Annotated in this window: 19 protein-coding genes; 7 read left to right on the top strand and 12 right to left on the bottom strand. The window is 53.9% G+C overall.

Annotated features, from left to right (window positions below; all coding sequences use genetic code 11):
- Nucleotides 1-310: 310 nt before the first annotated feature.
- Entirely contained in the window at nt 311-1,150 is an 840-nt protein-coding gene (locus AC23NW_RS34155; RefSeq protein ID WP_487455110.1) for a helix-turn-helix domain-containing protein, read from the bottom strand.
- 235 nt (nt 1,151-1,385) lie between these two features.
- On the opposite strand from AC23NW_RS34155, the gene AC23NW_RS34160 reads away from it, so the two are divergent.
- Complete coding sequence (locus AC23NW_RS34160; protein WP_487455111.1) at nt 1,386-3,896, top strand: sigma 54-interacting transcriptional regulator; 2,511 nt, start codon at nt 1,386-1,388, stop codon at nt 3,894-3,896.
- Nucleotides 3,897-3,904: 8 nt separating this feature from the next.
- On the opposite strand, the gene AC23NW_RS34165 is transcribed toward AC23NW_RS34160, so the two are convergent.
- The 7 genes from AC23NW_RS34165 to AC23NW_RS34195 all read right to left on the bottom strand — a co-directional run bounded on the left by AC23NW_RS34165 (nt 3,905) and on the right by AC23NW_RS34195 (nt 11,169).
- Nucleotides 3,905-6,163: a tetratricopeptide repeat-containing sensor histidine kinase gene (locus AC23NW_RS34165; protein WP_487455112.1), complete on the bottom strand. Its 2,259-nt coding sequence runs from the start codon at nt 6,161-6,163 to the stop codon at nt 3,905-3,907.
- A gap of 155 nt (nt 6,164-6,318) precedes the next feature.
- On the bottom strand, nt 6,319-6,789 hold the full coding sequence (locus tag AC23NW_RS34170; RefSeq protein ID WP_293844537.1) for a Dps family protein: 471 nt from the start codon (nt 6,787-6,789) through the stop codon (nt 6,319-6,321).
- Between the two features lie 31 nt (nt 6,790-6,820).
- Nucleotides 6,821-7,120 (bottom strand): hypothetical protein, encoded by a 300-nt coding sequence (locus AC23NW_RS34175; RefSeq protein ID WP_293844534.1) that lies wholly within the window; start codon nt 7,118-7,120, stop codon nt 6,821-6,823.
- Nucleotides 7,121-7,175: 55 nt separating this feature from the next.
- On the bottom strand, nt 7,176-8,117 hold the full coding sequence (locus AC23NW_RS34180) for a ring-cleaving dioxygenase (RefSeq protein ID WP_487455113.1): 942 nt from the start codon (nt 8,115-8,117) through the stop codon (nt 7,176-7,178).
- Between the two features lie 360 nt (nt 8,118-8,477).
- Nucleotides 8,478-9,182, bottom strand: a complete 705-nt coding sequence (locus AC23NW_RS34185) for a CPBP family glutamic-type intramembrane protease (protein ID WP_487455114.1) — start codon at nt 9,180-9,182, stop codon at nt 8,478-8,480.
- 198 nt (nt 9,183-9,380) lie between these two features.
- Entirely contained in the window at nt 9,381-10,091 is a 711-nt protein-coding gene (locus AC23NW_RS34190) for a LytR/AlgR family response regulator transcription factor (RefSeq protein ID WP_487455115.1), read from the bottom strand.
- A 40-nt stretch (nt 10,092-10,131) separates the two neighbouring features.
- The gene (locus AC23NW_RS34195; protein WP_487455116.1) at nt 10,132-11,169 is read right to left on the bottom strand and encodes a sensor histidine kinase; all 1,038 of its coding nucleotides are present in this window, start codon (nt 11,167-11,169) and stop codon (nt 10,132-10,134) included.
- Between the two features lie 221 nt (nt 11,170-11,390).
- On the opposite strand from AC23NW_RS34195, the gene AC23NW_RS34200 reads away from it, so the two are divergent.
- The 5 genes from AC23NW_RS34200 (at nt 11,391) to AC23NW_RS34220 (ending at nt 17,842) form a co-directional block, all read left to right on the top strand.
- Nucleotides 11,391-13,820: a TonB-dependent receptor gene (locus AC23NW_RS34200; RefSeq protein WP_487455117.1), complete on the top strand. Its 2,430-nt coding sequence runs from the start codon at nt 11,391-11,393 to the stop codon at nt 13,818-13,820.
- A 199-nt stretch (nt 13,821-14,019) separates the two neighbouring features.
- Complete coding sequence (locus tag AC23NW_RS34205) at nt 14,020-16,005, top strand: helix-turn-helix domain-containing protein (protein ID WP_487455118.1); 1,986 nt, start codon at nt 14,020-14,022, stop codon at nt 16,003-16,005.
- A 101-nt stretch (nt 16,006-16,106) separates the two neighbouring features.
- A complete protein-coding gene (locus AC23NW_RS34210) occupies nt 16,107-16,520 on the top strand; it encodes a hypothetical protein (RefSeq protein ID WP_487455119.1) in 414 nt (137 codons plus the stop codon).
- A gap of 87 nt (nt 16,521-16,607) precedes the next feature.
- Complete coding sequence (locus AC23NW_RS34215) at nt 16,608-17,012, top strand: hypothetical protein (protein ID WP_487455120.1); 405 nt, start codon at nt 16,608-16,610, stop codon at nt 17,010-17,012.
- An 80-nt stretch (nt 17,013-17,092) separates the two neighbouring features.
- Nucleotides 17,093-17,842, top strand: a complete 750-nt coding sequence (locus tag AC23NW_RS34220; protein ID WP_487455121.1) for an MBL fold metallo-hydrolase — start codon at nt 17,093-17,095, stop codon at nt 17,840-17,842.
- Nucleotides 17,843-17,849: 7 nt separating this feature from the next.
- On the opposite strand, the gene AC23NW_RS34225 is transcribed toward AC23NW_RS34220, so the two are convergent.
- The 3 genes from AC23NW_RS34225 to AC23NW_RS34235 form a co-directional block, all read right to left on the bottom strand.
- Nucleotides 17,850-20,588, bottom strand: a complete 2,739-nt coding sequence (locus tag AC23NW_RS34225) for a hypothetical protein (RefSeq protein WP_487455122.1) — start codon at nt 20,586-20,588, stop codon at nt 17,850-17,852.
- A 131-nt stretch (nt 20,589-20,719) separates the two neighbouring features.
- Nucleotides 20,720-21,985, bottom strand: a complete 1,266-nt coding sequence (locus AC23NW_RS34230; protein WP_487455123.1) for a sensor histidine kinase — start codon at nt 21,983-21,985, stop codon at nt 20,720-20,722.
- Nucleotides 21,982-22,677, bottom strand: coding sequence for a response regulator transcription factor (locus tag AC23NW_RS34235; RefSeq protein ID WP_293843556.1), 696 nt, complete (start codon nt 22,675-22,677; stop codon nt 21,982-21,984). The genes AC23NW_RS34230 and AC23NW_RS34235 overlap by 4 nt, the downstream gene beginning before the upstream one ends.
- A 198-nt stretch (nt 22,678-22,875) precedes the next feature.
- Here AC23NW_RS34235 and AC23NW_RS34240 point away from each other — a divergent pair, with 198 nt between their 5' ends.
- On the top strand, nt 22,876-25,284 hold the full coding sequence (locus AC23NW_RS34240; RefSeq protein WP_487455124.1) for a TonB-dependent receptor: 2,409 nt from the start codon (nt 22,876-22,878) through the stop codon (nt 25,282-25,284).
- 91 nt (nt 25,285-25,375) lie between these two features.
- Here AC23NW_RS34240 and AC23NW_RS34245 read toward each other — a convergent pair whose 3' ends face one another.
- A complete protein-coding gene (locus tag AC23NW_RS34245) occupies nt 25,376-26,578 on the bottom strand; it encodes a BamA/TamA family outer membrane protein (protein ID WP_487455125.1) in 1,203 nt (400 codons plus the stop codon).
- Nucleotides 26,579-26,785: the final 207 nt, after the last annotated feature.

Below are 26,785 nucleotides of genomic sequence, written 5' to 3' on the forward strand. Positions count from 1 at the left end.
TTAGGATGCATCCATATTGCACAAGATACCGTTCTTCCTGGTTTTGTACAACAATGCAAAACTAAGGGTTATCGCTCACAATAAGCGAGCGATACAAATAAGACAGGCCTTCCGGCCTGAAAGCAGTCTTTTCTCAAAATAAGCCACGGACGCGAGCGGTCGACTGTCAAGAGGGCGTCTAATTAAAAACTCCCCCGCATACCGGCCATTAACCTGCTACAAATAAGACGCTGGTCGGAGACCGGCTAACGCATGGGCGTAGTTTATACTATACCCAACGGGGAAGGACCTGAAGTCATCAGAGCATCACTCACTGACTGATCTGACACCGCCGGTAATTCGTCGGCGTATTGTTATAATACCGCTTGAAAAGCTTGTTCAGGTGACACACATCCGAAAACCCGAACTCATCGGCGATCTGAGATACGGTCATGCTGCTGAGCGTAAGCCGCGTTTCGACCAGCCGTAGTTTATGCCGGATAATGTACTGCTGGATGGACTCACCGGCGTGCTTCTTGAATATGGCCCCCAGATGCCCCGGCGAATAGTTGAAAACATCCGCCATTTTCTCAATGCGCAGGTTGTCCGGTTCGGTAATGTGCTGAGACACATACCCGATCATGCGCCTGATCAGCAATGATGAGGATTGGGGGGCGGCCACAGGAGCTGGCTGTGTCAGCAGCCGGTCGAGCAGGCTGAGTACCGTGGTCATCAACAGGTTAATAACGGGGTTTGGCCCTGTGTCAGGTGATGACAGCATTTCGGCCAGCACAATGTCGGCCAGGGCCATAATATGGCGCTGGCTTGCCGGATTAGCCGTAATCGGGCAGGACTGAGGCGATTGCCGGCTACTGAGGTTAAGCCACTGCTGGCCACAGAGGTGCATCAGGCCCGCCAGATATACCGGTGTAAACGCCAGCTGTAGCCACTGCGTATGCTGTTGTGCTTCCAGACTGTATCGATCTTCCGGAAAAAGCAGGAAAATATCCCCTGCCTGATACGCAAGCCGGCAATCATTGATCCGATGGTGCCCTTTCCCTGTTTTGATCAGCAGCAACACATACTGCGTAGGCCCGTGGCGGCGTGTTGCTCCGCAGGGCAGTTCCTGTTGCCGGATAGAAAGCGGCTCATTTGAGGTTGAGTCAAACATGGTTTCCTGGTTTATGGACGTTAAGCAACACTACATTCCCTACTGTACGATAACGGTGCCAACCTGTAGGTTACCATGTTTTTATTTTATATTATGTTGATAATCAATGCATTGATTTTGAGTAGCAGCATTTTGTGAACTCCAAAATACCGGAACCTCCAATATATTGGAGGCTTGTCATGGAGTCAGCGGCAGGTTGTATCTTTACAGAACAGACGCAATCTGAACAACCGTTATGAACACTCTTCCCGAATCGCCGGCCCTGCCTTCTCTGTTAATTGTTGAGGATGAATTTCTGATTGCGCATGATCTCCGGCGCATGCTGACGAAGGCCGGTTATCAGGTGGTTGGCCTGGCAGGTTCGGTAGCGGAAGCACAGGCGATCATCGGCGAACAGCGGCCCGACATTGTGCTACTGGATATTTTCCTGTCCGGCGATCAGACCGGGATCGATCTGGCGCATTGGCTGAACCGGCTGGGTATTCCGTTTGTGTATCTTTCGGCCAACCTGACGAATGATGTGCTCGAAGCGGCCAGGGTGACGCAGCCGTTTGGCTTTCTGACCAAACCCTTCCGGGAAAAAGATGTGCTGACAACGCTCGACATTGCGCGCTATCGCCACGCGCATTCGGAGGAAACCAAACTCCGGCAGCAGCAAACCATTCAGATTGCGGTAAATAATGCCATTGTGAGCATTCAGGACCGTGAGGCCCTGTGTCTGGCCATTGCGCGGCAGATTAACCAGCTGGTGCCGTTTAGTTATCTGAACCTGCGGATTGGCCTGCCGGATGAGTCGTCATTTTACTGGCTCATGCTGGAAAAATACGCCGACGATACTTTCGGGCGGGTGAACCTGACAGCGTTGCTGCAAAACGAACCCGACGAACAACTGTTTGATCGACTCGACCGTGAGGCCCCCGACCGCCTTGGTGAGCTGAAGGGTGTTTTTACCGGCGATGCGTTCGATCAGCTGTGCGAAACCTACATTACGGCCCGGTCGTGCCGGGATAATTTCGGGGTCGGGTCGCTGGCACTTTTTCCGGTACAGCTAAAGCGCAATTCGCTGACGACCATTATTCTGTCTAAAACGGACGCCGGTGGGTTTACCAGTCACGATTATCAAGCTGTTAATTTAATCATTCCGCAGATTGCGCTGGCGCTGGAAAATCTGCTGGCTTACGAGGAGCTGGAGGCCCGCCGTCAGATTAAGGCGGTCGAACTGGCCATTGTGCATGCGTTCCGGAATGGTATCAACCGCGACGCGGTGCTGGCCGAAGTGGCGCAGGCGATCAATGAGCTGATTCCGGTTGATCTGGTGGGTATGTATCAGCCGGCGACTGTCTCACAGACGGAAGAGGCAGACAGTATGGTCAAAAAGGAGAACGGTCTTTTTGTTGCCCATACCGGTCATGGACTACATACCCTGTTTACGGGTAATGAAGCAGCACAGGCCGGTCTGCGGCTGCTGCTCATGAAACCGGCGCTGCACGTTGGGTACCCGTTTGCAAATCCGGCGCTTCCGGAAGAGTTGTACCCCAAAGCCGGCGAGCTGCAATCATCGATGTATGTGCCGGTATTTATCAGGGATCAGCTGATTGCTTCGCTGGTACTGGGCAGTAAGGCACCGTTTGCCTTTACCTACAAAGACCTGCGTACGATGCAGGAACTCAGCGTGCAGATGGGACTGGCACTGGAAAACGTACAGGCATTTGAGCGGATCAAAACGCTGAGCGAACAGCTCGAACAGGAGAAAACCTACCTGACCGAAGAACTCAGGCGCAACCATAATTTCGGAGAATTTATTGGTGACAGCCCGGCCATGCAGGCGGTGTTTACCAATATCAGCCAGGTGGCGCCGACGGATGCCACGGTACTGATTATGGGGGAGACCGGTACCGGCAAAGAGCTGGTAGCGAGAGCCATTCATAACCTGTCGGCCCGGAAAGACCGCACCGTCGTGAAAATAAACTGTGCGGCACTGCCTGCCCAGCTGATTGAGTCAGAGCTGTTCGGGCATGAAAAAGGCAGTTTTACCGGCGCAACCGAAAAGCGGATCGGTAAGTTTGAGCTGGCCAATGGCGGCACGTTGTTTCTCGACGAAATCGGCGAACTGCCGCTCGAACTTCAGGCCAAGCTGTTGCGGGCCATTCAGGAAAAGGAAATTGAGCGGATTGGCGGAAAAGGCCCGATCCGGATTGATACCCGCATCATTGCCGCGACAAACCGGAATCTGCAACGGGAGGTGGCCGAAGGCCGCTTCCGGTCGGATCTGTACTACCGGCTGAATGTGTTCCCGATTCAGGTGCCCGCCCTGCGCGATCGTCCGGAAGACATTCGTCCGCTGGCCATTTATTTTCTGCGCCGGATCAGCAAAAAACTGGGCAAACCGCTGACGGGCATTGCCAACGATTCGCTGCTGCAGTTGCTGGCGTACCCGTGGCCGGGCAATATCCGCGAGCTGGAACATGTCCTGGAACGGGCCGCGATTCTATCGCCGCCGCCGACACTCCGGCTGGCTGAGCCCCTGTCGATAACCGCTTTGCCGAAACAGGTGGTCGTGCCTCAGCCGGTAGCCGGCGAAATCCAGCCGATTGACGAAACCATGCGGGCGGCGATTCTGGCGGCGCTGGAAAAATCGGGTAACCGGATACGCGGCAACGGCGGGGCGGCCGAACTGCTGAACCTTAAACCGACAACGCTCGAAGCCCGGATGAAGAAGCTGCATATTCATACCGGCAGGCGATGAGCAGAGGCTCAGGCCGCAGTAAACACGAGTTGAATCCGGACGCCGTTTTCGTTCCGGATCGTCAGTTTTCCGCCCAGTTGCTGACTCAGGCCGCGGATCATCAGCAGACCGAGGGTATTACTGCGGGCGGTGTCTAGGCCATCTGGAAAGCCGGTACCATTGTCACTGATCGTTAGCTGGCAGATTGCCGGACCAGGGGCGTTCAGCGTAACGCTGATCATGCCGGACGGCTGTTCGGGGAAGGCATATTTCAGTGAGTTCGTTACGGCTTCGTTGATAATGAGGCCAATCGGAATGGCCTGCGTCACGCTCAGGCTCACATCGTCGATATGGAGGTCGGTCTGAACGGATGTCCGGAGGCTGTAGGAACTCAGCAGATGGTCGGTCAGTTCGCGGACAAATTCCGGCATGTTCACCTGCGAGAGGCTGTCTGTCTGGTACAGTTTCTGGTGAATCAGGGCCATGGCATTCACCCGGTTCCGGCTGTCCATGATGGCGGTCAGCGCCTGCGGGTCTTCCAGAAAGTCAGCCTGCGCATTCAGCATGCTGATGATGATCTGCATGTTGTTTTTTACCCGGTGGTGAATTTCTTTCAGCATCCATTCCTTTTCGGTCAGCAGGTGTTCTTTTTCCTGTAAAATCTGCTCCAGCGAGCTGTTTTTCAGGTTAATTTCAATTTGCTTGGCTTCGAGCAGCCGGTTGCTGCGCTGTTTGAGCCGGTAGCGGTTAAAGAGCAGCGCCGACAGAAGAATCAGCAAGGCCGAACCGGCAATGATACTGTTTCGTTGCAGATCCTTCGCCCGGATGCGCGCCTGCTGGAGTTGGTTTTGCCGGGTCAGCAGCGCAATATCCTGTTCTTTTTTGCGGGTGTTGTAGCTGATTTCCAGATTGGCGATTTGCTGACTTTTCCGCTCATTAAAAATCGAGTCGCTGAGGGCTTTGTATTTCTGGTAGTGGGCAATGGCGGCGGGGTAATGCTGCTGTGCCGAGTCTACCTTAAACAGCTGCAGGTGCACACTGGGCGTTCCCCGCACATAACCCGCTTCTTTCAGCATATCCATTGCCCGCCCCAGGTAGTAGCGTGCCTGATCGTACTTCTGTACCTTGACGAAAAACGTACCGGTCTTGATGTGGGCAGCAATGGCGGCATTATCCAGCGGCGATTTTTTGGAGCGGGTTGCCAGCATTTTCAGGTAATAATATTCTGCCAGCCGGTTTTGTTTCAGGGCTGAATAACAGTCGGCCAATGTCATGTACACCTGCGACCATTCGCTTGAGGCGGGCGGCAGGGGATGTTGTCGCAGAATACGTTTATAAAACGTCAACGCGGCCTGCGGACTGTCATGTGCGATCAGCACACTGGTTATGCTGTGGGCAATGTTATGGACCATCATCGCGCTGTTATCGCGGGCAAACAGGTCAAGGGCTTTGTTGTAGTGCGTAAGGGCGGTCTGCCATTGCTTAAGTTCGTCGTATAAAACGCCCAGACTCAGATGGAAGCTGCTAAGGTATGTACTGTCTTTGCTGGCGGTAGCACTTTCCAGGGTAAGCAGCATGTATTTCAGCGCCTGACCGTAGTTGTTCAGGCTATTATGGTAAATGGAGGCAAGCAGATCGTAGGTGTAATGCAGGTTCGGGTAGTGAATGGAGCGGTACATGGCCAGCACCTGCATCAGTTCCTGTTCGGCCTGTGCCGGATGCCCCTGCAAGAGGTGCATATCGGCAATGTTTTTGAGCATATAGGCCTGATCAGCAACCTTCCCCGTCTGTTTGAACAAGCGCATGGCCTGCTCGTAGCAGCTTATTTTTTCAGGGAGCTCTTCCGCATTCCGGCCATAGACTTGCCCCAGATAATACCAGGTCGCTGCCTGCCGGCTCGGCATACGTTGCCGCACATAGTGAGCCAGTACCTGCCGGAGCAGGGTTTCGGCGGTTTTCCGGTCACCGCGGATACCTGCGAGCCGTCCCTGTGCACACAGGCTTTGTACCTGACCATCCGCGTAGCCAAGCGTGGTGCTCAGGCGGCTGGCCTGCCGGATATACTGTTCTGCGTCAACCGGATCAATTTCAAGCTCTTCGTACCGGGTAATCTGATCGTTGCTCAGCATCAGCAGCGCATCCACGCGGCTTCGTGTCTCACGCTTCAGCAGCAACGCCTGTTTCAGGCTGTCGAGCGTACGCGGCCGGAGCAGGGGAACCAGCGGTTCCGCCCTTGCGGCTGAGGCGATAAAGAGCAAACCGGTGATGAGAAAACAGAAGCGGATCATAAGCGTGGCCGGAAATGTCAGGCAGAACAAACAAAAATAAACAGCTGGCCGGGAATACGGTATGATAGTACGTAAAACAACAGCCACAGATACCGTTGCCGGACCTGTGGCTGGACCTGTAACCGAGTTGGTTCAGGTTAAAAAGAGTAAGTTGGTTATTTCAGATGAGCACGCAGCATCCACGCCGTTTTTTCGTGAGCACCCAGCAGACCGGTCACAAAATCGCCCGTACCGGCGTCCTTGTGCGCATCCTGAAACTCACTGATTGAGCCGCGTATAAAGGTGATAATGCTCTCGTGGTCGCTCAGCAGTTTTTTCAGCAGGCTGCGGCTGTCGTTACCGCCGTCTGCCTGTTCGCTGAGGTGGGTGAGCTGAAGAAACTGCTTCAGCGTGGCCGGGGCATAATGGTCAAGCTGCCGGATGCGTTCGGCTACCGAATCGACGGTCTCTGCTGCTTCGGTATACAGCGTTTCCAGATACAGATGCATCGCGTGGAAGTCAGGGCCTTCGAGGTTCCAGTGCGCGTTGAGCGTTTTGGTATATAAGACGAACTCATCGGCCAGCAGTTTGCTCAGCTGATGGGCGACCACTTCACGGTTCTGGTCAGAAATTCCGATTGTCTGCATGATAACGGGTTAAAATAGAGTTGCTGAAAAGTTATATACGCTTCAGTTCGGCCAGCATTTCGTCGGATACGGGGTCGTCGGACACGCCGTAGCCCATAACCAGAACGCCCTTCAGGCCTTCCTGCGATTCAATGGCATAGACGATGGCTTCGTCGGCCGGGTCAGAGTCGCCTTCGTAGCGATAGACATCGACAATGCGGAACTCGCCGGCTCTGAGGGATGTCTGCGGGCAGGTAAGCTGGTCATACGCCAGCCGGAAATCGGTCGTAAATCCCTGCGCGTTCAAGGCATTGACGGCTTCGGAGATTGTGGCATAATGCGTTGGTTTCATGATGACTGCTTTACTGGTCAGGGAAGATGTATAAAGGACTGTTGACGGCAATAGTTTACCGGATTTTGAGCGCTGCCAGGGCTTTTTCGATCCGGGTTCTGGCGGCGGCATACTGTTCCGGTAATTTCAGGCTGGTGCCGAGCTGGTCCAGCGGCTCGTCAACGGTGAACCCCGGATTATCGGTGGCAATCTCAAACAACACACCGCCCGGCTCACGGAAGTAGAGTGAGAAAAAGTAGTCGCGGTTAATTTTCGGCGTAATCTGGAGGCCGCTGCTCATAATTTTTTCCCGGAATGCCATCTGCACGTCCTCGTTGGCCACCCGGAATGCAACGTGGTGGTTGGTCCCGGCCGCATTCCGCCCCGCCGAACCGGTCGGTTCTTCCAGCAAGTCGACAATCGAGGCAGTCGGCACCGTATCTGTCTGAAACCGATAGCGGTTACCTTCCTGCCCGATCAGCCGGTACCCGAAAATGTCGGTGAGCACCCGGGCTGTCGGGTCAATCTCCCGAAGCGTCAGCGTAACACTGTGGAAGCCACGGAGAGCCACATCCGGGCCAACGGCGTCGGTGGTCCAGCCCGGCCGCTGGTCGGCCGGCCCTGCGGGAATAAGCGTAATGACCAGCCCGTCGGGATCAGTAAAAGGCAGGTAGGTCTGGCCGAAGCGTTCACCGGCCTCCTCACTGTGCACGCCGCGTTCGCGGAAGCGGGCCTGCCAGAACTCAAGGCTGCTATCCGGCACGGCATACCCGATTTCGGTAGCCATACCGATGCCGTTACGTCCCGGGCCGATGCCTTCCCACGGAAAAAAGGTCAGGATGGTACCGGGCGTGCCCTGCCCGTCGCCGTAGTAGAAATGATATGTACTGGGATCGTCGAAATTGACGGTTTTTTTGACCAGCCGCAGGCCGAGCGTCCGCGTATAAAAATCGTAGTTGCGCTGGGCATTGTTGGCGATGGCCGTAATGTGGTGAAGGCCTGAAATGACGTTGCTCATGGTATCGGGTTTGCCCGGCACAAAAGCGGGTACAGATACCCGTTGATGACCGGTTTTGGGCAGATGCGCCGGTCCTCTCCGGATGAGGCTGCTCCGGAGTACCTGACGCTGCTTAACGGGACAAACCTACGTGTGATTGACTGTCGGATGACAGTACAAATCGACGGTTTTGCGGTATAAAGTGTGGAAGTTAGTCAGGTGCGGGAGGTGGATGCTTCGCTGACTTCATTGAGCGCTTTCCCATAAAAATTATAAAGGGGTTGGAATGCCTCCGCTGACAAGGTTTTTTAGGGTTTTTCATGCACAAAACCAACGTTAACTACCCGATAATAAAAATAATAAAGTTTTAGAGAAATATTACTACCTGCTACTGAAAATATTATACCAATTCACTGAGCTATTTATTAATATATGCAATATGACAGCCCAGATAAAGCCGTTTCTTAGCCTGAGAGTACCTAAAACAAATCCTAAACATATTTGAGGTAGAATGTAGATAGGATACAAATAGATTAGAGTAAGGTTTATTGGCTTAAAATTTACAATATGTATAATGCCAAAACACAGGCTGCTAACAACCAGTAACCTCTCTTTTTGGAGACTTAAAACAAAATTGAGTAAATATTTACTGAGCTTTTCACAATAAAGTATGTAAATTATGAAGACAATAGATAAAATTACAAATATTTCGCTGTAATTTAAAGGGGTGAGTATTTCTAATAGTAAGTACATTAAAGAAAATATGCCAAGAAAAATATTTCTGGATTTAGGTATTAATACTAATCTAAATGCTAATTCTTCACATATTGGTCCTTTAATAGTTATAAAAAAAATACTTTTAATTAAGCCGAACTTTTGTATATAATCATCTTTGTTAAAGTGTGAATTATAAATAGAATTCTCTCCTAGAATGTGAACTACTAAATAGTCAATAGATAATATAAGTATTGCACTGATAAATGTTGAGGATAAATGTATGAGTAATCCATAAAATAGTTCCCTAAACTTGGCAGGAATGTTATTGTCAGGTTGGCGACGTATTAAATTGCGAATCAGTGTTTCCATATAAATACTATTTTTAATTTAGATAACTATCTGAATCAATTAACCCCCGTTCTCGCTCTCTCTTTAGGCTATTACCGAAATACAGATAAATATATAATATAATATATTAATAGTGTAATATAATTTATACCCATATTCCTCAGGTCTTCGGCAGCACGGTCGCAACATGTGTGTGAGAACTGATGTTGATCAACTATATCAAACCCCGAGCTCCCGCAAAAACGCTTCCCGGTAATTGCTGCCGATGGGGATTTCATGGGAGCCGACGAAAATACGGTTGCCTTCGATGTGGCTGATTTTCGATTTGTTCACCACAAACGACCGGTGAACCCGCAGGAACTGACCGGCCGGCAGCAGTCCCGCAAAGCTGGTGAAGGTCATGCCGGGCAGGAGCAGACCGGCCGTGGTGTTTATCCGGGTGTAGTTGCCGCTGGCTTCGGCAAACAGCAGCTCGTCGTAAGCAATTTTGTAGATTTTGCCGTCGGCCTTCACAAACACATACGGCTCGGTAACCGGTTCCGGCGCTATTGGCAGTGCGGGTTGAACGGGGTGCAGCCGGTCAATGGCTTTGTCGACCGCCACAATGAACCGCTCCAGCGAAAAGGGTTTCAGCAGGTAATCGCAGGCCGCCAGATCAAATGCATCAACGGCGTATTCCTTGTAGGCCGTGGTGAAAATTACCATGGGCGGGTTGCGCAGCGTTTTCAGAAACGAAATACCGCTCAGCACCGGCATGTTGATGTCGAGAAACAGAATGTCAATAGCCTGTTGCTGCAAAACCACTTTGGCGTCGAGGGCGTTGTCGCAGGAGGCGGCCACCGTCAGCTGCGGCAGGTGTTTGCAATACGCCGCAATAATGTCGCGCGCAATCGGCTCATCATCAACGATCAAACACGTAATCAGTTTCATAGCACCCGTTGGGACGGCTCTACGTGGCCGCCCGAAACGTTTATTGTATCCGTACTTGTAATTGAACCGTAAAAAATCCGTCTTCATCCTGAATCGACAGGTGATGGGCGTCGGGATAAAGCAGTTGCAGCCGCTTCCGGACGTTGGCAAGGCCCAGGCCACTCCGGCGGTTCAGGTCCTGGCCGGTGCTCTCCTGCGGCGAAAACGAATTTTTGACCAGCAACAATACCGAATTTCCCCAACGTTTCAGCGTAATATCGATCAGAAGCTGCGGACTGGTGGTGTTGCGGGCGTGTTTAAACGCATTTTCGATAAAGACAATCAGCAACATGGGGGCAATCCGCAGGCCCGGATCCTGAACCGGTTCAATCGCTGTGGTCAGGGTAAGCTTGCTGCCAATCCGGAGCGACTCGAAATCAATGTAATTGTTGATATACGCCACTTCGTCGGCTAAGGGCACGTACAGTTCCTTGGCGTCGTATACAGTATACCGTAACAGATCCGACAGCTTTAGCAGGAGGGGAGGCGTTTTGTCGGGTTGCGTCATCGAAATGCCGTAGAGGTTATTCAGCGTGTTGAACAGGAAATGCGGGCTGAGCTGGGATTGCAGCAGATGCAGCTCGCTCCGGCTGTGCTCGGCCTGCGCCCTGGCCTCCTGTAACTGGTAGCGCACACGGTCACGAACCAGTTTGATCAGCATACCGGCCGCCACGCAGAAGAGAACGGCCGGAACCGTCAGGAAAAGCAGGTGCATAAAGGTAAGGCGGCGTTGCAGCGTAGCGGCAAAATTGGCGCAGAGCGGGGCTGTGCCAACCATAACCAGAATCAACACAACAATCAGCCATTCCGGAATCCGTTTTCCGGACCAGGCCATCGCCAGATACCGGCCGCTGAACAGGCCGGCCAGCGACAACAATGTAGCGGTGATGGCGGCTTCTTCGTCGTCCATCGTGGTGATTGTCCGCGCATAACGCCGGAAAATAACGTACAGCGGCAGCACCAGTATGGCGCCCAGCAGCAGGTGGGGCGATATACCCAGACGGGTGGCTAAGCGGTTAAAGCTATGGTCTTTGTTCACGATTTTTTGAACTGATTTATACAAAGCTGATGCCGGCCGGCGACTTTCGTAAACCTTCGGGCCAGACACCGGCATACGGCTGTCGAAAGCCGGAAAAACGCTGATGAACTGTTTCGTCAGCCAAAATTACCCGTCTGACCGGCAGAGGCTATGATCCGTCAGCGTTCGTTGGTGCCGCAAGGGAGCGGGGGCACTTTTGTGGCAGACAACGACAACAGACCATGCAAGGTACATTAACCACTTTACTCTTCGTATTGATTACGGTGCTGACACACGCACAAAGCCTGACCGGTTCTATTCGGGACGGGCAAAACGAACCACTGCCGGGGGCCACGGTCCGGCTATTGCGGGCGGCCGACTCAACGCTCGTGAAAGGCGATATTACCGGAATTACCGGAAAATTTACCTTTTCCGGCCTCACTGCGGGCCGCTACCGCATTCTGGTCACCAGTGTCGGCAATCAGGATTTCCGGAGCGGGGAGCTGGTACTCGACGGGCAGGAGGCGATTGCATTGCCGGTCTTTATCGTGACGGCCTCGCAGAAACTACTGAACGAGGTAACGGTCGTGGCCAGAAAGCCCCTGCTGGAGCAGGAAATCGACCGGACAATTGTGAACGTGGAGGCCATGATCGGGGCGGCGGCCGGTAATACACTGGATGTGCTCCAGAAAACGCCCGGTGTGAGCGTGGATGTCAACGGCGATATCAGCCTGAACGGCAAAACCGGTGTGCTGGTGCTGATTGACGGCCGGCCCACCTACATGTCGGGGCAGGACCTGGCCGTTTACCTCAAATCGCTGCCGGGCGGGGCCATCGACAAACTCGAACTGATGACCAACCCGCCGTCCCGCTACGATGCTGCCGGATCGGCCATCATCAACATCCGGCTGAAACGCAGCAAACTGGCCGGCCTGACGGGGAGTGTTACGCTGAGTGGTAGTCAGGGAATAACGAGCCGGAGCTATAATTCGCTCAGCCTGAACTACAACCGTAAAAAGATAAATGTTTTCGGAAGCGTCAATTACAGTAAGGATGGCAATCAGTCAACCGATACCTACGACCGGACTTTTCTGGATACCCGGGGCAATCTAACGTCGGCTGTAATGCTGACGAACCGCTTCCGGACATCGGAACACGGGCTTTCGGGGCGTTTCGGCGCTGACGTTTTCCTGACGCCGACTACCACCATCGGCTTTGTCCTGAACCGGCAGCAAAACCCGCGCACCGATCTGCTGACCTACACCAGCCGGCGCCTGGATCGTACCGGCGGCCTTGATTCCCTCGGGACCGGTACTACCAACGGCCGCTTTATCTGGAACCATACGGGGGCTAATGTGAATATGCAGCACACCATCGGCAAAACCGGTCGGGAGCTCAGCGCTGATCTGAATCATATCCAGTATGTTACGGTCGGGGAGCAACGGCTGGACAATCGGGTCACCGGCGCGGCGGGGGATCTCCTCAGCCGGCAGCAGTTTCTGTATAATCTGCCATCGCACATCCGGATTTCGACGGCTAAGGTAGATTACACGCACCCCTTACCGAACAAGGGACGGCTGGAAGCCGGGGCGAAGTCGGGTTGGGTAACCAACGACAATAACACGCAATACATGGCGCTTACCGGCCTGGATTATACGCCGGACTACGGGCGTTCGAATCATTTTCTGTACAGCGAAGCCATTCACGCGGGCTATGTATCGATGCGGAAAAGCTGGAACCGGCTGGCCCTGCAAACGGGACTGCGGCTTGAAAATACGCAGGTCAGCGGCCGGCAGCTGGGGAATGCGGAGGTAGCAGCAAGTGCCTTTACCCGCCGCTATACCAACCTGTTTCCGTCGGTGTTTATGAGCTATAAGCTGGACAGTACCGGTAACAATACGTTGACCGGCAGCGTTACCCGCCGTATCAACCGGCCGGGCTATCAGTCGCTGAATCCGTTTCTGGCCTATCGGGATCAGTACACCTACACGTCCGGTAACCCCCTGTTAAGCCCCTCGTTTCAAAACCAGTATGAACTGAAATGGCAGCACAAACACCGGATCGGCGTAGCAGTGCAGTACAACGATTTTACTAACCTTATTTTTCAGCTGACCCGCGTGGTTGACGGTATTTTTGTGACCCGCCCCGAGAACGTGGCGAAAGGCCGGATTCTGTCGGTCAGTACCAACCTGTCGCTGGCACCGGCCCCGTGGTGGACGCTCAATCTGAATGTCATGACTGCCCGGCTGGCCCTGCGCGGAAATGCCTATTCGGAGACGCTCCGGACAACGGTATACCATGCCCGGCTGAATGTCATGCAGCAGTTCAGGCTGGGGCATGGCTGGAATGGTGAGTGGACGAGCTATTATGCCTCCAATGATGTGGCGGGGCAGACCATCACCCGCGCCCGGTTCCGGATGGCGGCGGCCGTCCAGAAAAAACTCTGGAAGGACAAAGGCAGCCTGCGCCTGACGATGGAGGATATATTCCGGTCGTGGAAAACGACGGACCGTACCGTCAGCCTGTACCAGAGCGAGGCGTTACACACCAACATCTCAGATACCCGCCGGATCGGACTTGCCCTGACGTGGCGGTTCGGGCAGGAAAAATTTACCCGCAAACGTGCCCATACCGACAATGCCGCCGATGCCGAGAAGGGCCGGGTGAATTGACAGGACACGATACTGTTTAGCCGTAAATCGTAAAAAGTCAGCTGATTACCGTCATTTATTAGACAAATAAGAGAATTAATATAGACTTTCTGGTCAGGAACGGTTACTGCTTTTTTTGTGCGTATGACGTATTGTTGATTGTAAGGAGGCAAGCAGATGTATTATCTTTCGGTTCCAAAACCAAGGGAACCGGTACATAATGGTGTCACCTGAGCAGTCGCAACTCAGTCAGTTAAACAGGCTTATTGATGAGCAGATGAGCAATCCGGCTTTCGGCATTGATGAGCTCTGCCGTGAGCTGGGCATCAGCCGGTCGAACCTGTTCCGGTTTGTCAAAGAACAGACCGGCATGGCACCATCCCTCTACATTCGTCAGCTACGGTTGGTGAAAGCTCGTGATCTGCTGGAAAATACGGACCTGCGGATTACCGAAATTGCCTTTATGGTTGGTTTTGAGCGCTCCCAGATGCTGAGTAAATACTTTACGGAAGCATACGGTAAAAGTCCCAGCGACTTCCGGAACAGAGCGGTGGAGTCTGACTCATTCGCCCGCGTGTATGAGCAGGATATAGCGGAAGACGAGGGGGCACCGGACGAGTCCGGGCCGGAAAATGAAGACCTGCCGCCGGACGTTGCCGAAGAGCGGATCATCACCATTCCGCATAGTAAGACGCCTCATCGCTGGTATCGCCGTAAGCCGGTTGTAGCCACTGCGTTAGTCGTACTGTTGTTAGCGGGAATCCGGGGTTGGTTCAGCCCTATTAATCCATTCCGGCCCGTGGCAGTGGCGGAGTCGTCCATTGCCATTTTGCCCTTCCGGAATACCGGTGCAGCGGATACCTATTACTTCAGCAGCGGTATTATGCAGCAGATTCACAGCTCACTGAGCCAGCTGGAACATCTGAAAGTAATTTCGCAGGCCTCTGCCATGCTGTATGAAAAAACAACGAAAGCACCGGCCGAGATTGCCGGTGAGCTGGATGTGGCCTATTTGCTCGAAGGGGAGGTTTTACAGGTTGGACCGCGGGTAAAACTATCGGTTGAGCTGATTTTGGCCGATGAAAACCGCACTATCTGGAGTAATACGTATGAAGGCGATGAGCAGCATATCTTTGATTTTATGGGGCAGGTCTCCGGTCAGATTGCGGCGGAGCTGAATCAGAAGCTAAGCCAGACAACGCAGCTGGAACTACAAAAGGCACCGACCCGGAATATGACAGCCTACAATGAATACCTGAAGGGGCAGTATCTGCTGCGTAACCGCTCCGAGGAGGGCATCCGGGGCAGCCTCCTGAATTTCAACCGTGCCCTGGCGCTTGACCCCGGTTATGCGGATGCGCATGCCGGTAAGGCACTGGCCCATTTCCTGCTCGTGGCCGAGGGGATTGATGAGAGCCGGCAAACGAAGCAGCTGGCCGAAAAAGAAGCTCTTGACGCTATCCGGCTGGAGGCCCGAAACGCCCAGGCTTACCTGATTCTGGCCAAATTGTATCAGGCACAAGGGAAATGGGAACAGGCAAAAACAACGTTTCAGATTGCTCTGCAATACAGTCCCAATGATGCCCTGATTAATTATTCGCTCAGCCTGTTGCTCCGGACCATCGGACAGGTCGACGGAGCCATTGCCTACAGTACCAAAGCCTATACACTTGACCCGCTGCTGCCGGTTATTCTGATGGGTCACGTGGGCAATCTGATCGCTGCCGGGCAGTATGATGAAGCTGGAAAGTTAATAGAGGAAGGCAACCGGCTGCACAGCAAGGTCGCTAACTGGTACTGGACAACGGCGGCCTATTATTTCGCCAGAGAACAGTATGCCCTTTCCGTTCAGGAGTTGGATAAAGGTCTGGCGCTTTCGCCCGCTATGAAAACGTTTGTTTACCGGAAGGCTGTTACCAACGCGCGGATGGGCCAGCCGGCCGCTACCCTGGCGATCCTGGATACGCTGCCGGATGTTATGGAGAACTATGCTTACCGGGCCGAATTTTACGCTGGTCTGAGGGAGAAAGACCGCTGTCTAGCTTACCTCGAAAAGGGGCTTGCTACCGAACAAATCCCGCTGTATCTGAAAGTCGCTCCTTTATTTTCGTTTCTCCACAGCGACCCTCGTTTCCGGCAGATTTTAACGCGCGCGGGTCTCGACGGACCCGTTTCGAAGCCGAAACAGGCAAATTTGGTCAAATAAGGAAAGTCCTGACCAAATAGGGAACGTTTTTGGTCAAATAAGGAACATCTTTCCGGAGCGGATCACGGAGCTTTGTCATACAAAACAAGCGCTCCTGACCGATGAAATGGTTTCTGTGGTTTCGTGTAGCAAGCAACGCCTCAACATTGATCCGTCGTGTGCCGGAGGGGTTCTTTCGCCGCCTCGTCTACGGCCTCGTTCCGGTATTCTTTTTGTTTCTGACGGCACCGGTCGGGCGGAACCGGTGCGAACGGGCCGGTAGCTTGCCGGTACCTATACCGGACATTACCGGTCAGATTAATCCGGCTACCGATCCCTTCGCCGTTAGTTTCCTGAACACCGGGCAATCCGCAGGCGAAGGTAGTTCTCTGACGGCCAGACATGAGGAGCGTGAGCTACTGCGCCGGACGCCTGCAACCAGCCCTGCCGTATGGCCCGGCACCCGTCAGCGGTCACCGGCGCTGGCCTTGCACCGGGACCGCGCGCTGGCCTGGAAACCATCGGGCCGGCCCTGAGCGGTGCCGGATGTAAACAGGTGCTAAACCGGTCACTGCTTCCAACCCGGCAGACTGAATCCGGGTCTAGCTGTAAACGACACGCCTATGACAACGTCTCCGTTGCTGAAACCACTATCGGGTCTGGTGTTTACCGCGCTGGTCCTGCTGACCGGTTGCCATACCAAAGACCCGTTACCCGCCGATACATGGTCCGAAACCTGCATTCAGCTGAGTCCGGTGCAGGGTGGCTATAAGCTCTCCGGCCTGTGCTGCGCATACCTGACCCTACCGGTGATCAAGGTGAGTAAAGGCGGAAAATTTACCGTTGATGCCACTTACTTTACCTTTACCGGTGCCGGTTTTGCGCCGGTGCCAACCGTTGTAAACGGGGAGTTAAGCGGAGACGGCAACCAACTGACACTTTCGTACACGGTGAATCAACAGACCGAAAAGCACGTGCTCAAACCCGGCGCTGCCACGGCAACCTGCGACCTCTGCTATTGTGACTGAGTCCGCAGCCTACATTTTTGTGTGAATAATGCGGCGATGCCCGGCGTTAGCGCGTATGTTTGCGGGAAGACCAACGTACCATGACAATCATACCCCTACGCGAAGGCACATTTTCGGTCGACTTTTCCAAAGTCTTCCTGCCGTTTAATCCCGAAACAGACCAGTTGACTGACCGGCCGCCGAAAAGTGTGGCCGTAGCGATTCAGCCGTTTCTGGTTGTTTTACCGGACGAGGTTGTGCTGCTGGATACCGGACTGGGTACAACGGAGGCGGGGCAGCTAACACTGATCCGGCTGTTACGGGAAGCAGGTTACGGGCCGGAACAGGTCACCAAAGTGATTCTGTCGCATCTGCACAAAGATCATTCGAACGGCGTTGGCTACTTCGATGAAAATGACCGGTTTACGATGGTCTTTCCGAACGCAGTGTACTACATCCAGCGGCGGGAGATGGCGTTTGCGCGCGGTCAGGAGGGAAATCCGTCCTATAACCAGCCATTACTGGCAGCGCTGGACGCTCATCCGCAGGTAACCTGGCTGGATGCCGATGAGGGCATTCTGTCAGCGAACATCACGTATAAGGTTACGAAAGGGCATACACCGTTTCATCAGGTAGTCTGGATACAGGATGCCGGACAGACCGCTTTTTTCGGGGCCGACGAGGTGCCGCAACTGGGGTATCTGAAGCGTAATCTGGCCTATAAAAATGACTTCGACGGCAAGCAGGGCATGGAACTGCGCAAATACTGGGCCGTTGAGGCGGCTGCACAGGAATGGCAGCTGCTGTTTTACCACGACATTAAACGGGCAACAACGGTCTATATCGCCTGATCTGACGCTAATAGACGCGGATGTCCAGGCTGGCAGTATCGTCTTCGCCGTTGAATGAGCCGTTGGCCGGTTTACTGTCCGGATCGGCCGGGTTAGCCGTCATGATCTGCACTTTGTAAATCTGCGTACCGGTACTGGTTACGAGTGCACTCAGCAAAAAGGACGCACTCTGGCCGGCCGGAATCGCCGGTAAGGATGCAGAAAGTAACCCGTTCTGAAAGGTCAGAAGGGACGGAGATGAGTAGAACTGGAGACCAAACGGAAATTCACTGCCGACGGTCACATTGGTAGCTGTAGCGCCTCCCGCGTTCATTACGGTTACCGTAAATGACACAAGCTGCCCCAGCTGTGTAATACGTTTGTCTGACACTATCTGAACACTTAAATCCGCGACATCAGCGCCGTTGACCGGCTGATTGGACAGTACGGCAGGCAGCGGCACCTGGTTAGGGTTCGGCGAGACAAATACATCAGAACTTACGTTAACACGCGTCCGGAAGTCAGCCGAGGCCGCATCGTCCTGACCGTCGCCGGTACCGGTAAAGGGCTGGCTGTTCGGGTCCGGATTGGAAGAGGCGATGATCTCGGCGGCATTCAGGTAAGTACCGGCCGCCGTTGGCCGTGCCTGAAACGTCCGGATGGCCGTGCTGCCGGCCGCCAGATTAGAAATGGTACCGCTGACAATACCGTTTGCATGCGTCAGCGAAGGGGAGGAAACAAAGCTCAGATTAGGTGGCAGCCGGTTCTCAAAGCTGACCGTCGTTGCGCTGCCAGGTCCTGAATTTTTAATGCCGATTGTGTAGGTAACCACATCGCTAACCTGTGGCGTCCGGTTGCTGACGACCATCTTCATCGACAGATCGGCATAAGCCAGTGTGTTGCTGACGGGAACAAAAACAGTCGTTGCGGCCGATGAGGTACAGGTACCAACGCTGCAGCTGACAGAATAACCCGTCGTAACGGCCGGGCTGACGGCAACCGCAGCGCTAGTGGAGCCGGTTGACCAGCGAATCAGGCCACTGGTACAGCCGACGGCATTCAGAATCAGGCTTTGCCCGCTGGCCAGCGTCGCGTTAGCGGGCGAAATAGCAATGGCCGGTGCGCTGCCTCCCGAAATGGTCGCGGTGGCCGGTGCTGACAGACAGCCATAGACGGGGTTGATCGCCTGTACGCTGTACGTGCCTGCGGTTGTGACGACGATGCTCTGGGTCGCCGCGCCGGTACTCCAGGCGTTGTTAGTGGCGTTACCCGAGGTCAGTGTCACACTGGGTGTAGCGCAAAGGGTAGCGCTGGCGGGCGAAATGGTTGGCGTGGCGACCGCAACGTTGGCCGGGACTACAACCGCCGGGGGGAAAAAAAACTTATTCTGAGTCGTCTGAACGCGTAGGCTGTATGTACCCGGGCCCGCCGTAATGCTTTGGGTATTCTGTCCGTTATCCCATACATAACGAGAATAGGCGGTTGACTGGTAAAGGAATAACTGGTTGCCGGTCGCACAGGCGATTGACGTTAGTGGCTGCTGCTGCGCCGTATAAGGTGTTGAGGTAGTAAAGAAATTACTGGACACCAAGGCACTTGCCCACGCCAACGCTACTTTTTGCTGGCCGGTCGGCGAATAGTGAATACCATCCGGCCGGTCCTGCTGGCTGTTGATCGCTCCCAGATCAGGACCGCGATAGGCATTGTAGCCCGGCGTCTGGATAACATTCAGCTGCGCATCCCGGATATACGGATAAAAACCGGCCGCATAATCCGAAATAGAAACACTCCACGCCAGCGACGGCATGTTGAATTCAGAACGTACTTTGTCGATAACGCCTTTATAATATGTCTGGAGAACGGCTGATGTAACACCATCGCCCCGGTCATTTTCACCGTGCAGGAGCAGGACTCCCCGGATACCGGTCGATGGTGTGTAGAGGTTCATGATACTACGCATGTTGGCATACGGCATCCGCAGGTCATAGCGGACAAAGCCATGCTGAAAGAAAATGTCATAGGCGGCGTTGTAATTCTGCATCATATTTGATCCGCCGAAACCGCCGTTGAAGAACAGGACAGGGACGCCCAGCTGCTGCACCAGCAGATCGCCGAGGTAGCCCCAGAACCAGGCAAACCGCGCAAAGGGAGCAATGCCAACATAGGTGTCGAGGTGGGCAAAGTTGCTGACGCCCGGCAGGTAAACCGGATCGGCCGTATTCTCGTAGTTGGACAGACTAACCGACGAGAAATTAGCGCTGTTGTTGTTGTCGTTCAGCCGGATGCAGCTCACACGGTCATCGGAAGCCCCGCTGAGGGTAGGACAGGCATTGTCTGTACTGCCGCTGGTATTATCAATGCAGGTAGACCCCTGCGCATCCGAGTGCCCCATAATGGCCAGCACCTCGCCGACGCCGAAGCGCTGGAGCGTATCGCGGGCCACGACCGTGTTGTTACGAAGACCTTTGACGATAATCTGCCACCAGCCACCGGCCAGCGTCATGGTACTGGTGAATTGCCCGTTTGCCGGATTGTTCAGCAGTAAGACGTTTGTGCTGGCGGCGCCCGACATCCGGTTGATGACATCAAACGTAATCTGATCGAGCTGCTGATTGAAACTACCCGCCACCTGTACCGTGGCCTGGTTGCTGTTACTCCGCTGTACCACCATCCGTTCGGTCGGATAGGTAATATGAATCTGCGCGAGGATGGGCAGAGGGAAGGCCAGTACGATTAAAAATAACCAGGTAAAGGTAATTCGCTGCATTCGGGAAGTCAGAAACGTAAGGATAATGAATGGATTTGACAAAAGTAATCTATCACTTGACTTATCAAGCAGGTAAGGCCGGAAAAAAGACAGTGTAGGCTAAGACGTTACGAACCTGCCGGTATTGTAATTCAATAGTTTAATGTGAATATATGTAGCTGAATGTCAGCTTGATAAGTATGGTTGAGCTGCATGCCATAACGGCGGGCAACCTGTCCGGCAATGGCCAGACCAAGGCCGGTGGAGTCGGGGCGGGCCGGATTTTTTACAAACCGGCCGAACAGCTGATCCTCCGGAAACGGTAGCGGCTGGCCGGTATTCCGGGTTATAAACGAGCTGTTGGTCAGTGTAATGCGGACTGTGCTGTGGGTGGCGGCATGCACCATGGCATTTTTGAGCAGATTACTGAACATGACATCGGCAAGGTAGGGGTTAAGAGACCGGGTCACGTCCGGCGCAATCGTACACTGCCAGTCGAGGCCCCGGTGAGCGGCGTACGGTGCAAACAGCCGGCACTGCTGCTCGGCCAGATTACTCAGGTTAACCGTTTCCAGATCGGCAAACTGCTGATTCTCTACTTTGGTCAGCAGGAGCAGGCTTTTGTTGAGGTGAACCAGCCGCCGGACTGAGCTCTGGGCAGATTCCATAAGCGTAACCTGTTCTTCGGTGAGCGGTTCGGTGCCCAGCAACCGGTCCAGATCGGTGGTGATAATGGCCAGCGGCGTCTGGAGTTCGTGGGCGGCGTGTTCGGTAAAGGCTTTCTGGAGCTGGTATTGCTGTTGCAGGTTGTGGCCCATGTCATTCAGCGTAGCACTCAGGTGGTTGAATTCGGCCACGCTGCTGCCCGAAAACCGGACCGGTTCCGGCGCGTCCAGCCGGAAAGCGCGCAACTGCTCAATCAACGTGAAAAAAGGCGTCCAGAGTCGCCGGGATACCCGGCTGTTCAACAGCACCAGCAAACCGAGCAGCAGAATGAACCCGCCGCTGACGACCACCGACAGCAGCCGCGCAATTTCGTCAAATTCACCCATTGCCTGCTTAACCACCACCAGGTAATTCCGGCCGTTAACGGCGACGGTCGCTTTGAGCTGCCGGACCGGCACCGGATTATGCTCGCGCCAGTCATAGCCGGTCGTGTCGGAATAAACAGGAGCCATGACCCGCCCGCCCGGAATTGGCTCTATATGCGGATTATTGAGCAGATGGCGGTCTTTACCGATCGCCACCTGCTGCCGGATCAGCTGCCGGTTGATGTAGGCCAGATCACTGCTGAGCTGTTCGTCAATTTCGTAATAAATCCCGCGCCGGATTAGTGTGTCGAACAGCCAGCCGCCGCCGATTGCTACCGGAAGCATGACAAGCAGGAGATAAAGCAGGGTTTTCCGGAGCAGGCTCATGCGGTTTTACTGAATAGATAGCCTGCGCCGTAGCGCGTCCGGATGTAGTCGGGACAGCCGCCGTCGATGAGCTTCCGGCGCAGGTTTTTGATGTGTGTATAGAGAAAATCGTGCGAATCGGCGCCGTCCATGTAGTCGCCCCAGACGTATTCGGCAATAGCGGCTCTGGTCAGCAGGCGATTGGGGTTGGCCATAAAAAAGACCAGCAACTGGTATTCTTTCTCGGTCAGGTCGATGGTCTGGTGCCTGACCCTGACCTGATGCGATAAGGAATCTACGGTAATGTCGCCGAAGGTGATCAAATTATTACCTCCGAAAAAGCGGCGGCGCAGCACTGATTTAATCCGTGCGTTCAGTTCGGGCAGGTGAAAGGGTTTGGTGATGTAGTCGTCGGAGCCCAGTTCCAGACCCAGTAATTTATCGTCCAGCGAATCTTTGGCGGAGATGATAATGAGGCCGGATGTTGTTGCCTCTGAGCGGGCAGATTTAGCGTTCAGTTGCCGGATCAGGTCCAGCCCGTTGCCGTCGGGCAGGCCAATATCGAGCACAATGCAGTCATAGTCGTAATCGTGCAGGGCTGTGGCTGCCCTGGCGTATGTCGTTGCCGTCGTGACCACGTAGTGTTCTTCTTCCAGAAACCGGCGGATGGCACTTACCAGTGCGGGTTCATCCTCAACAAGCAGAATTTTCATCTGAAAACCTTAGTCCAACCCCGCTCCTTCGTGCAGAGCGGGGCTTTCATGCTCCGGAGTTTATTGATACAGCATGACGTTTAGCACAGAACAAGTTACCAAATCTGGCAATAAAATCTGAAGTGATTCTGTAGTGCTGCTTCAGATTTGCTTCAAAAAGCAGCCTTAGATTTGGGTCGTTACTCTTGATGAATGTCTATGCGCCGTTTATATCTCCTTAGTTTGCTGTGGCTGCCGGCTGGTACGTTGCTGGCCCAGTCGACCAGTGTCACGCTTTCCGGACTGGTGCGGGAAAGTAAAACCAAAACCGCATTACCCTATGCCAGCGTTACGGTCATGAATGCCCGTGACAGTGTCTTTGTGACGGGCTCGATCACGAAGGAAGATGGCCTGTTTTCGGTCGGACCGGTTAAGCCGGGGGAGTACCGCCTCCGTATTTCGCTGGTCGGCTACCAGACACAATACCAGTCGGTTCTGGTGGGCAAAGCCAGTGATTTTCTGAATGTCGGGGTGGTTGAGCTGCCGGAAGTGGTCAGCCAGCTTTCAGAAGTCGTGGTATCGGCAAAGGCTGATGCCGTGGCAGCGACGATGGATAAAAAAACCTTTACCCTCGCCGACAACCTGAGCCAGGCGGGCGGTTCGGCACTCGAAGCGATGAAAAACCTGCCGGGTATCACCGTCAGCGGCGACGGGCAGGTGCTGCTGCGGGGCAGTGACCGGGTGATGGTACTGGTAGACGGCCGGCAAACGGCACTGACCGGCTTCGGCAATCAGTCGGGACTGGCCAATATTCCGGCGTCGGCCATTGAAAAAATTGAGATCATCAACAATCCGTCGGCCAGATTCGACGCCAACGGCAATGCAGGTATTATCAATATTATCTTTAAAAAAGAACGGAAAGAGGGACTCAACGGCAAAGTCGGGCTGGCGGCCGGACTGGGTGCATTGTGGGTAAAACGGGAAAACTACCCGACCATTCGCCCGCAGTATCAGGCCACGCCGAAAATCAATCCTTCGGTGTCGCTGAATTACCGGAAAAACAAGGTTAATCTCTTTTTACAGGCCGATAACCTGTATACGCAGACGCTCAATAAAAACGAATTTACGGACCGCTATTACGACGACGGGCAGGTGGTGCGCCAGCAACTGAAACGCAACCGGAACACCAATATCGTGACGGCAAAGGGCGGTCTCGACTGGTTTCTTGACGAACAGAATACCGTAACCGTGTCGGGCCTGTTCAGCAGTGAACGGATTATTGACCGGGGCGACGAACCGTTTTTCGACAAAGCCCTGACGGAGCGCCTGCGCCTGTGGCAGTTTCTGGAAGACGAAATCAAAACCACGGCTACCGCGACGGCAAACTGGCAGCATAAATACCGGCAGCCGGGCCGATTGCTGAACCTCGGACTGAATTACACCTTCCACCGCGAAGACGAAAAGTACTTCTTTGACAACATTTACCCGACGTTTCAGGGGCGGGACTCCTTTAAGCTGCTGTCCGACGAAAACGTAACGGATCTGACCCTGGACTATGTGCAGCCGCTGCGCTACGGCCGGTTCGAAACCGGCGCCAAACTGCGTCGCCGGACCATTCCGACCAACATGCAGTTTTTTCAGGGGCTGAACTCGCCGCTTGACGCCAACGCCGGCGGGAGGGCCACATACCGCGAAGTGATTCCGGCGGTGTACGGAAACTACCTGATCGAAACCCGCAGGTTTGACGTGGAGGCCGGTCTCCGGCTCGAATATGTGGATCTGAACTATGAGGTGAACCCGAACCACAACACCTACAAAAGCGATGGCTACCACTATGCGCAGCCGTTCCCGAATGTCCGGCTGGCGTGGAAGCTCAACAGTAATAACCGCCTTTCGTTGTTTGTCAACCGCCGTGTTGACCGCCCGAACGAAGTGGATATCCGGATTTTCCCGAAATACGACGATGCGGAGATCATAAAAGTCGGCAATCCGGGGCTGCGGCCTCAGTTCACCACCTCGGTTGAACTGGGTTACAAAACCAACTGGACGGGTGGTTATCTCTATGGAGCACTTTACCATAAGGAAATGCAGGCGACGATCACGCGGATCGGGACCATTGTGCCCGGCAGTACATTGATCTACAATGTGTTCCAGAACGCGGGCCGGAGCCGGAGTTCGGGTGTGGAGGTGATGGTGTCGCAGTCGGTTGATACGTGGGGGACCCTTAGCCTGAACATGAACGGGTATCAGAATACGATTGATGCGTTTAGTGTTATCAACAAGTACCCGGTGGTTAGCCCATACACGGCACCGCGGCAGCAGATGTTTTCCGGCAGCGTAAAACTGAATGGTCAGTTTAAACTACCCAATAAGCTGGAGGCCCAATTTACGGCCCTTTATCAGGCGCCCGACCTGGTGCCGCAAGGCAAGGTCTATGCCCGGTTCTCGGTTGATGCGGGGGTAAAAAAGGTCATTCAGCAGGGAAAAGGAGAGGTGTTCCTGAATGCCACGGACTTGTTTAATACCCTGAAAATCCGTCGTGAGGTGCAGGGTAACGGCTTCCATTACACCAGCACCGACTATTACGAAACGCAGGTAATCCGCGTCGGCTACGCCCGTAAGTTCTGACAGGGATATTTTTGACAGGATTACAGGATGAGCAGGATAGCCTGGATCATGTCAATCCTGTCAAAACCAATGTTTTTTTAAGAAAAAACTGTCAGAAAACCTCGCCGAAATTAAAATACAGGCCATGGGAGCCATCGAGACCCAGCCCATAATAGATGGCGATGTTGGTGCCCGATAATTTGTTTATGCGGATGCGCAGCCCGGCGCCGAACGCAGGAGCAACCCGGGCAAACCGCACCCGTTGCTCGGTGAGTGATGACGACAGGTTCGGCTCACTGACCGTTTGTGCATTCGCAAACACCACCCCGCCAAACAGCCGGTCGGCGGTAATGCCGAACCGGAATTCAGCTTCGGCATACAGCAGATTTTTGCCCCGGAACCGCCCCTGAATGTAGCCCCGCCCTGTGTTGCTGAACGTATCCCAGCCCGTTGATGGTAAATCCAGGAATGGCGGATTGCCGCTTACTGTCAGTACATTATACGACCAGAGTGCCAGAATGTTCTCTGGCCGCCGGGCCGAAAGCGGAATGTACTTCCGCGCATCGAGCCGGAACATAGTACTGGGTTGCTGACTGCCCAGCCACGTGAGATTTTGCCGGATAATGGCGTTGGCATAGACCCCTTTAACAGCGTTGATGGCATTCGGACGGTTGTCATAGAGCAGGTTCATGACCAGTCCGGAGGTGACCGACCGGCCGGTTACGCCGTACGGGTAGCGCGAAATCCTGACAAATTCGCGGTAGGCGTTATAACTGTCGATATTCCAGTGCAGGTCGAGTTCGTAGCCGGGACCCAGAAACAGGTTCGGCCTGATTTGCCGGAGCGCCGTAGCATAGAGCCGCAGGTATTCATAATCCATATTGATCTCTCTGGTCGTACGGGTAAACATGCCGAGCCCGTAAGTCGATTGCGGGTAATGCATCACCCGCAGGTCGTTCGTGATTTTCCACTTGTTTTCGGGCAGCCAGTAGTTGAGCGTACTGTTAAACAGGAGCTGATTGTTTTTGGTGTAGGTAATGGCTGTCAGCAGAGTAGAGACGTTAGCCTCCTGCCGCTGAAGTGCAATGCTGACGGGTATCTGCGCCAATAGACCCGTCTGAATGGTATAGCCGATCTGCGGTACAACCAGCATCAGTGGCCGCCCTTCCTGAAGCCGGTTCAAGTCGCGTTCTTTCACCATTTTCCGGGGCAGTACATGATGAAAGACATCGATCAGATCCCGCTGTGAAGTCGGCAGAGCTGCTGCGGCAGTGGAAGAATCCGGATTAGCCTGACTAAAACCTGCTGTACACATTAGCCACATGCATAACCAAAGTACGCCGGTACTCCTGTTTATCTGTATTATTTTATTGTGTCTGTTTTGTGTCACATATGTACCGGAAAGCCGGAGTAGTAATAGTACAAACCGCCAATTTAAGGGTTTTAACAGGGCTTTCTCATAAAAAAAGGCAAGAACCAGTATGTCCTATTTTTGTGGTGACGAAACTACAAAACGATGACG

It is taken from the genome of Arsenicibacter sp. R0_47 (assembly GCF_057652235.1).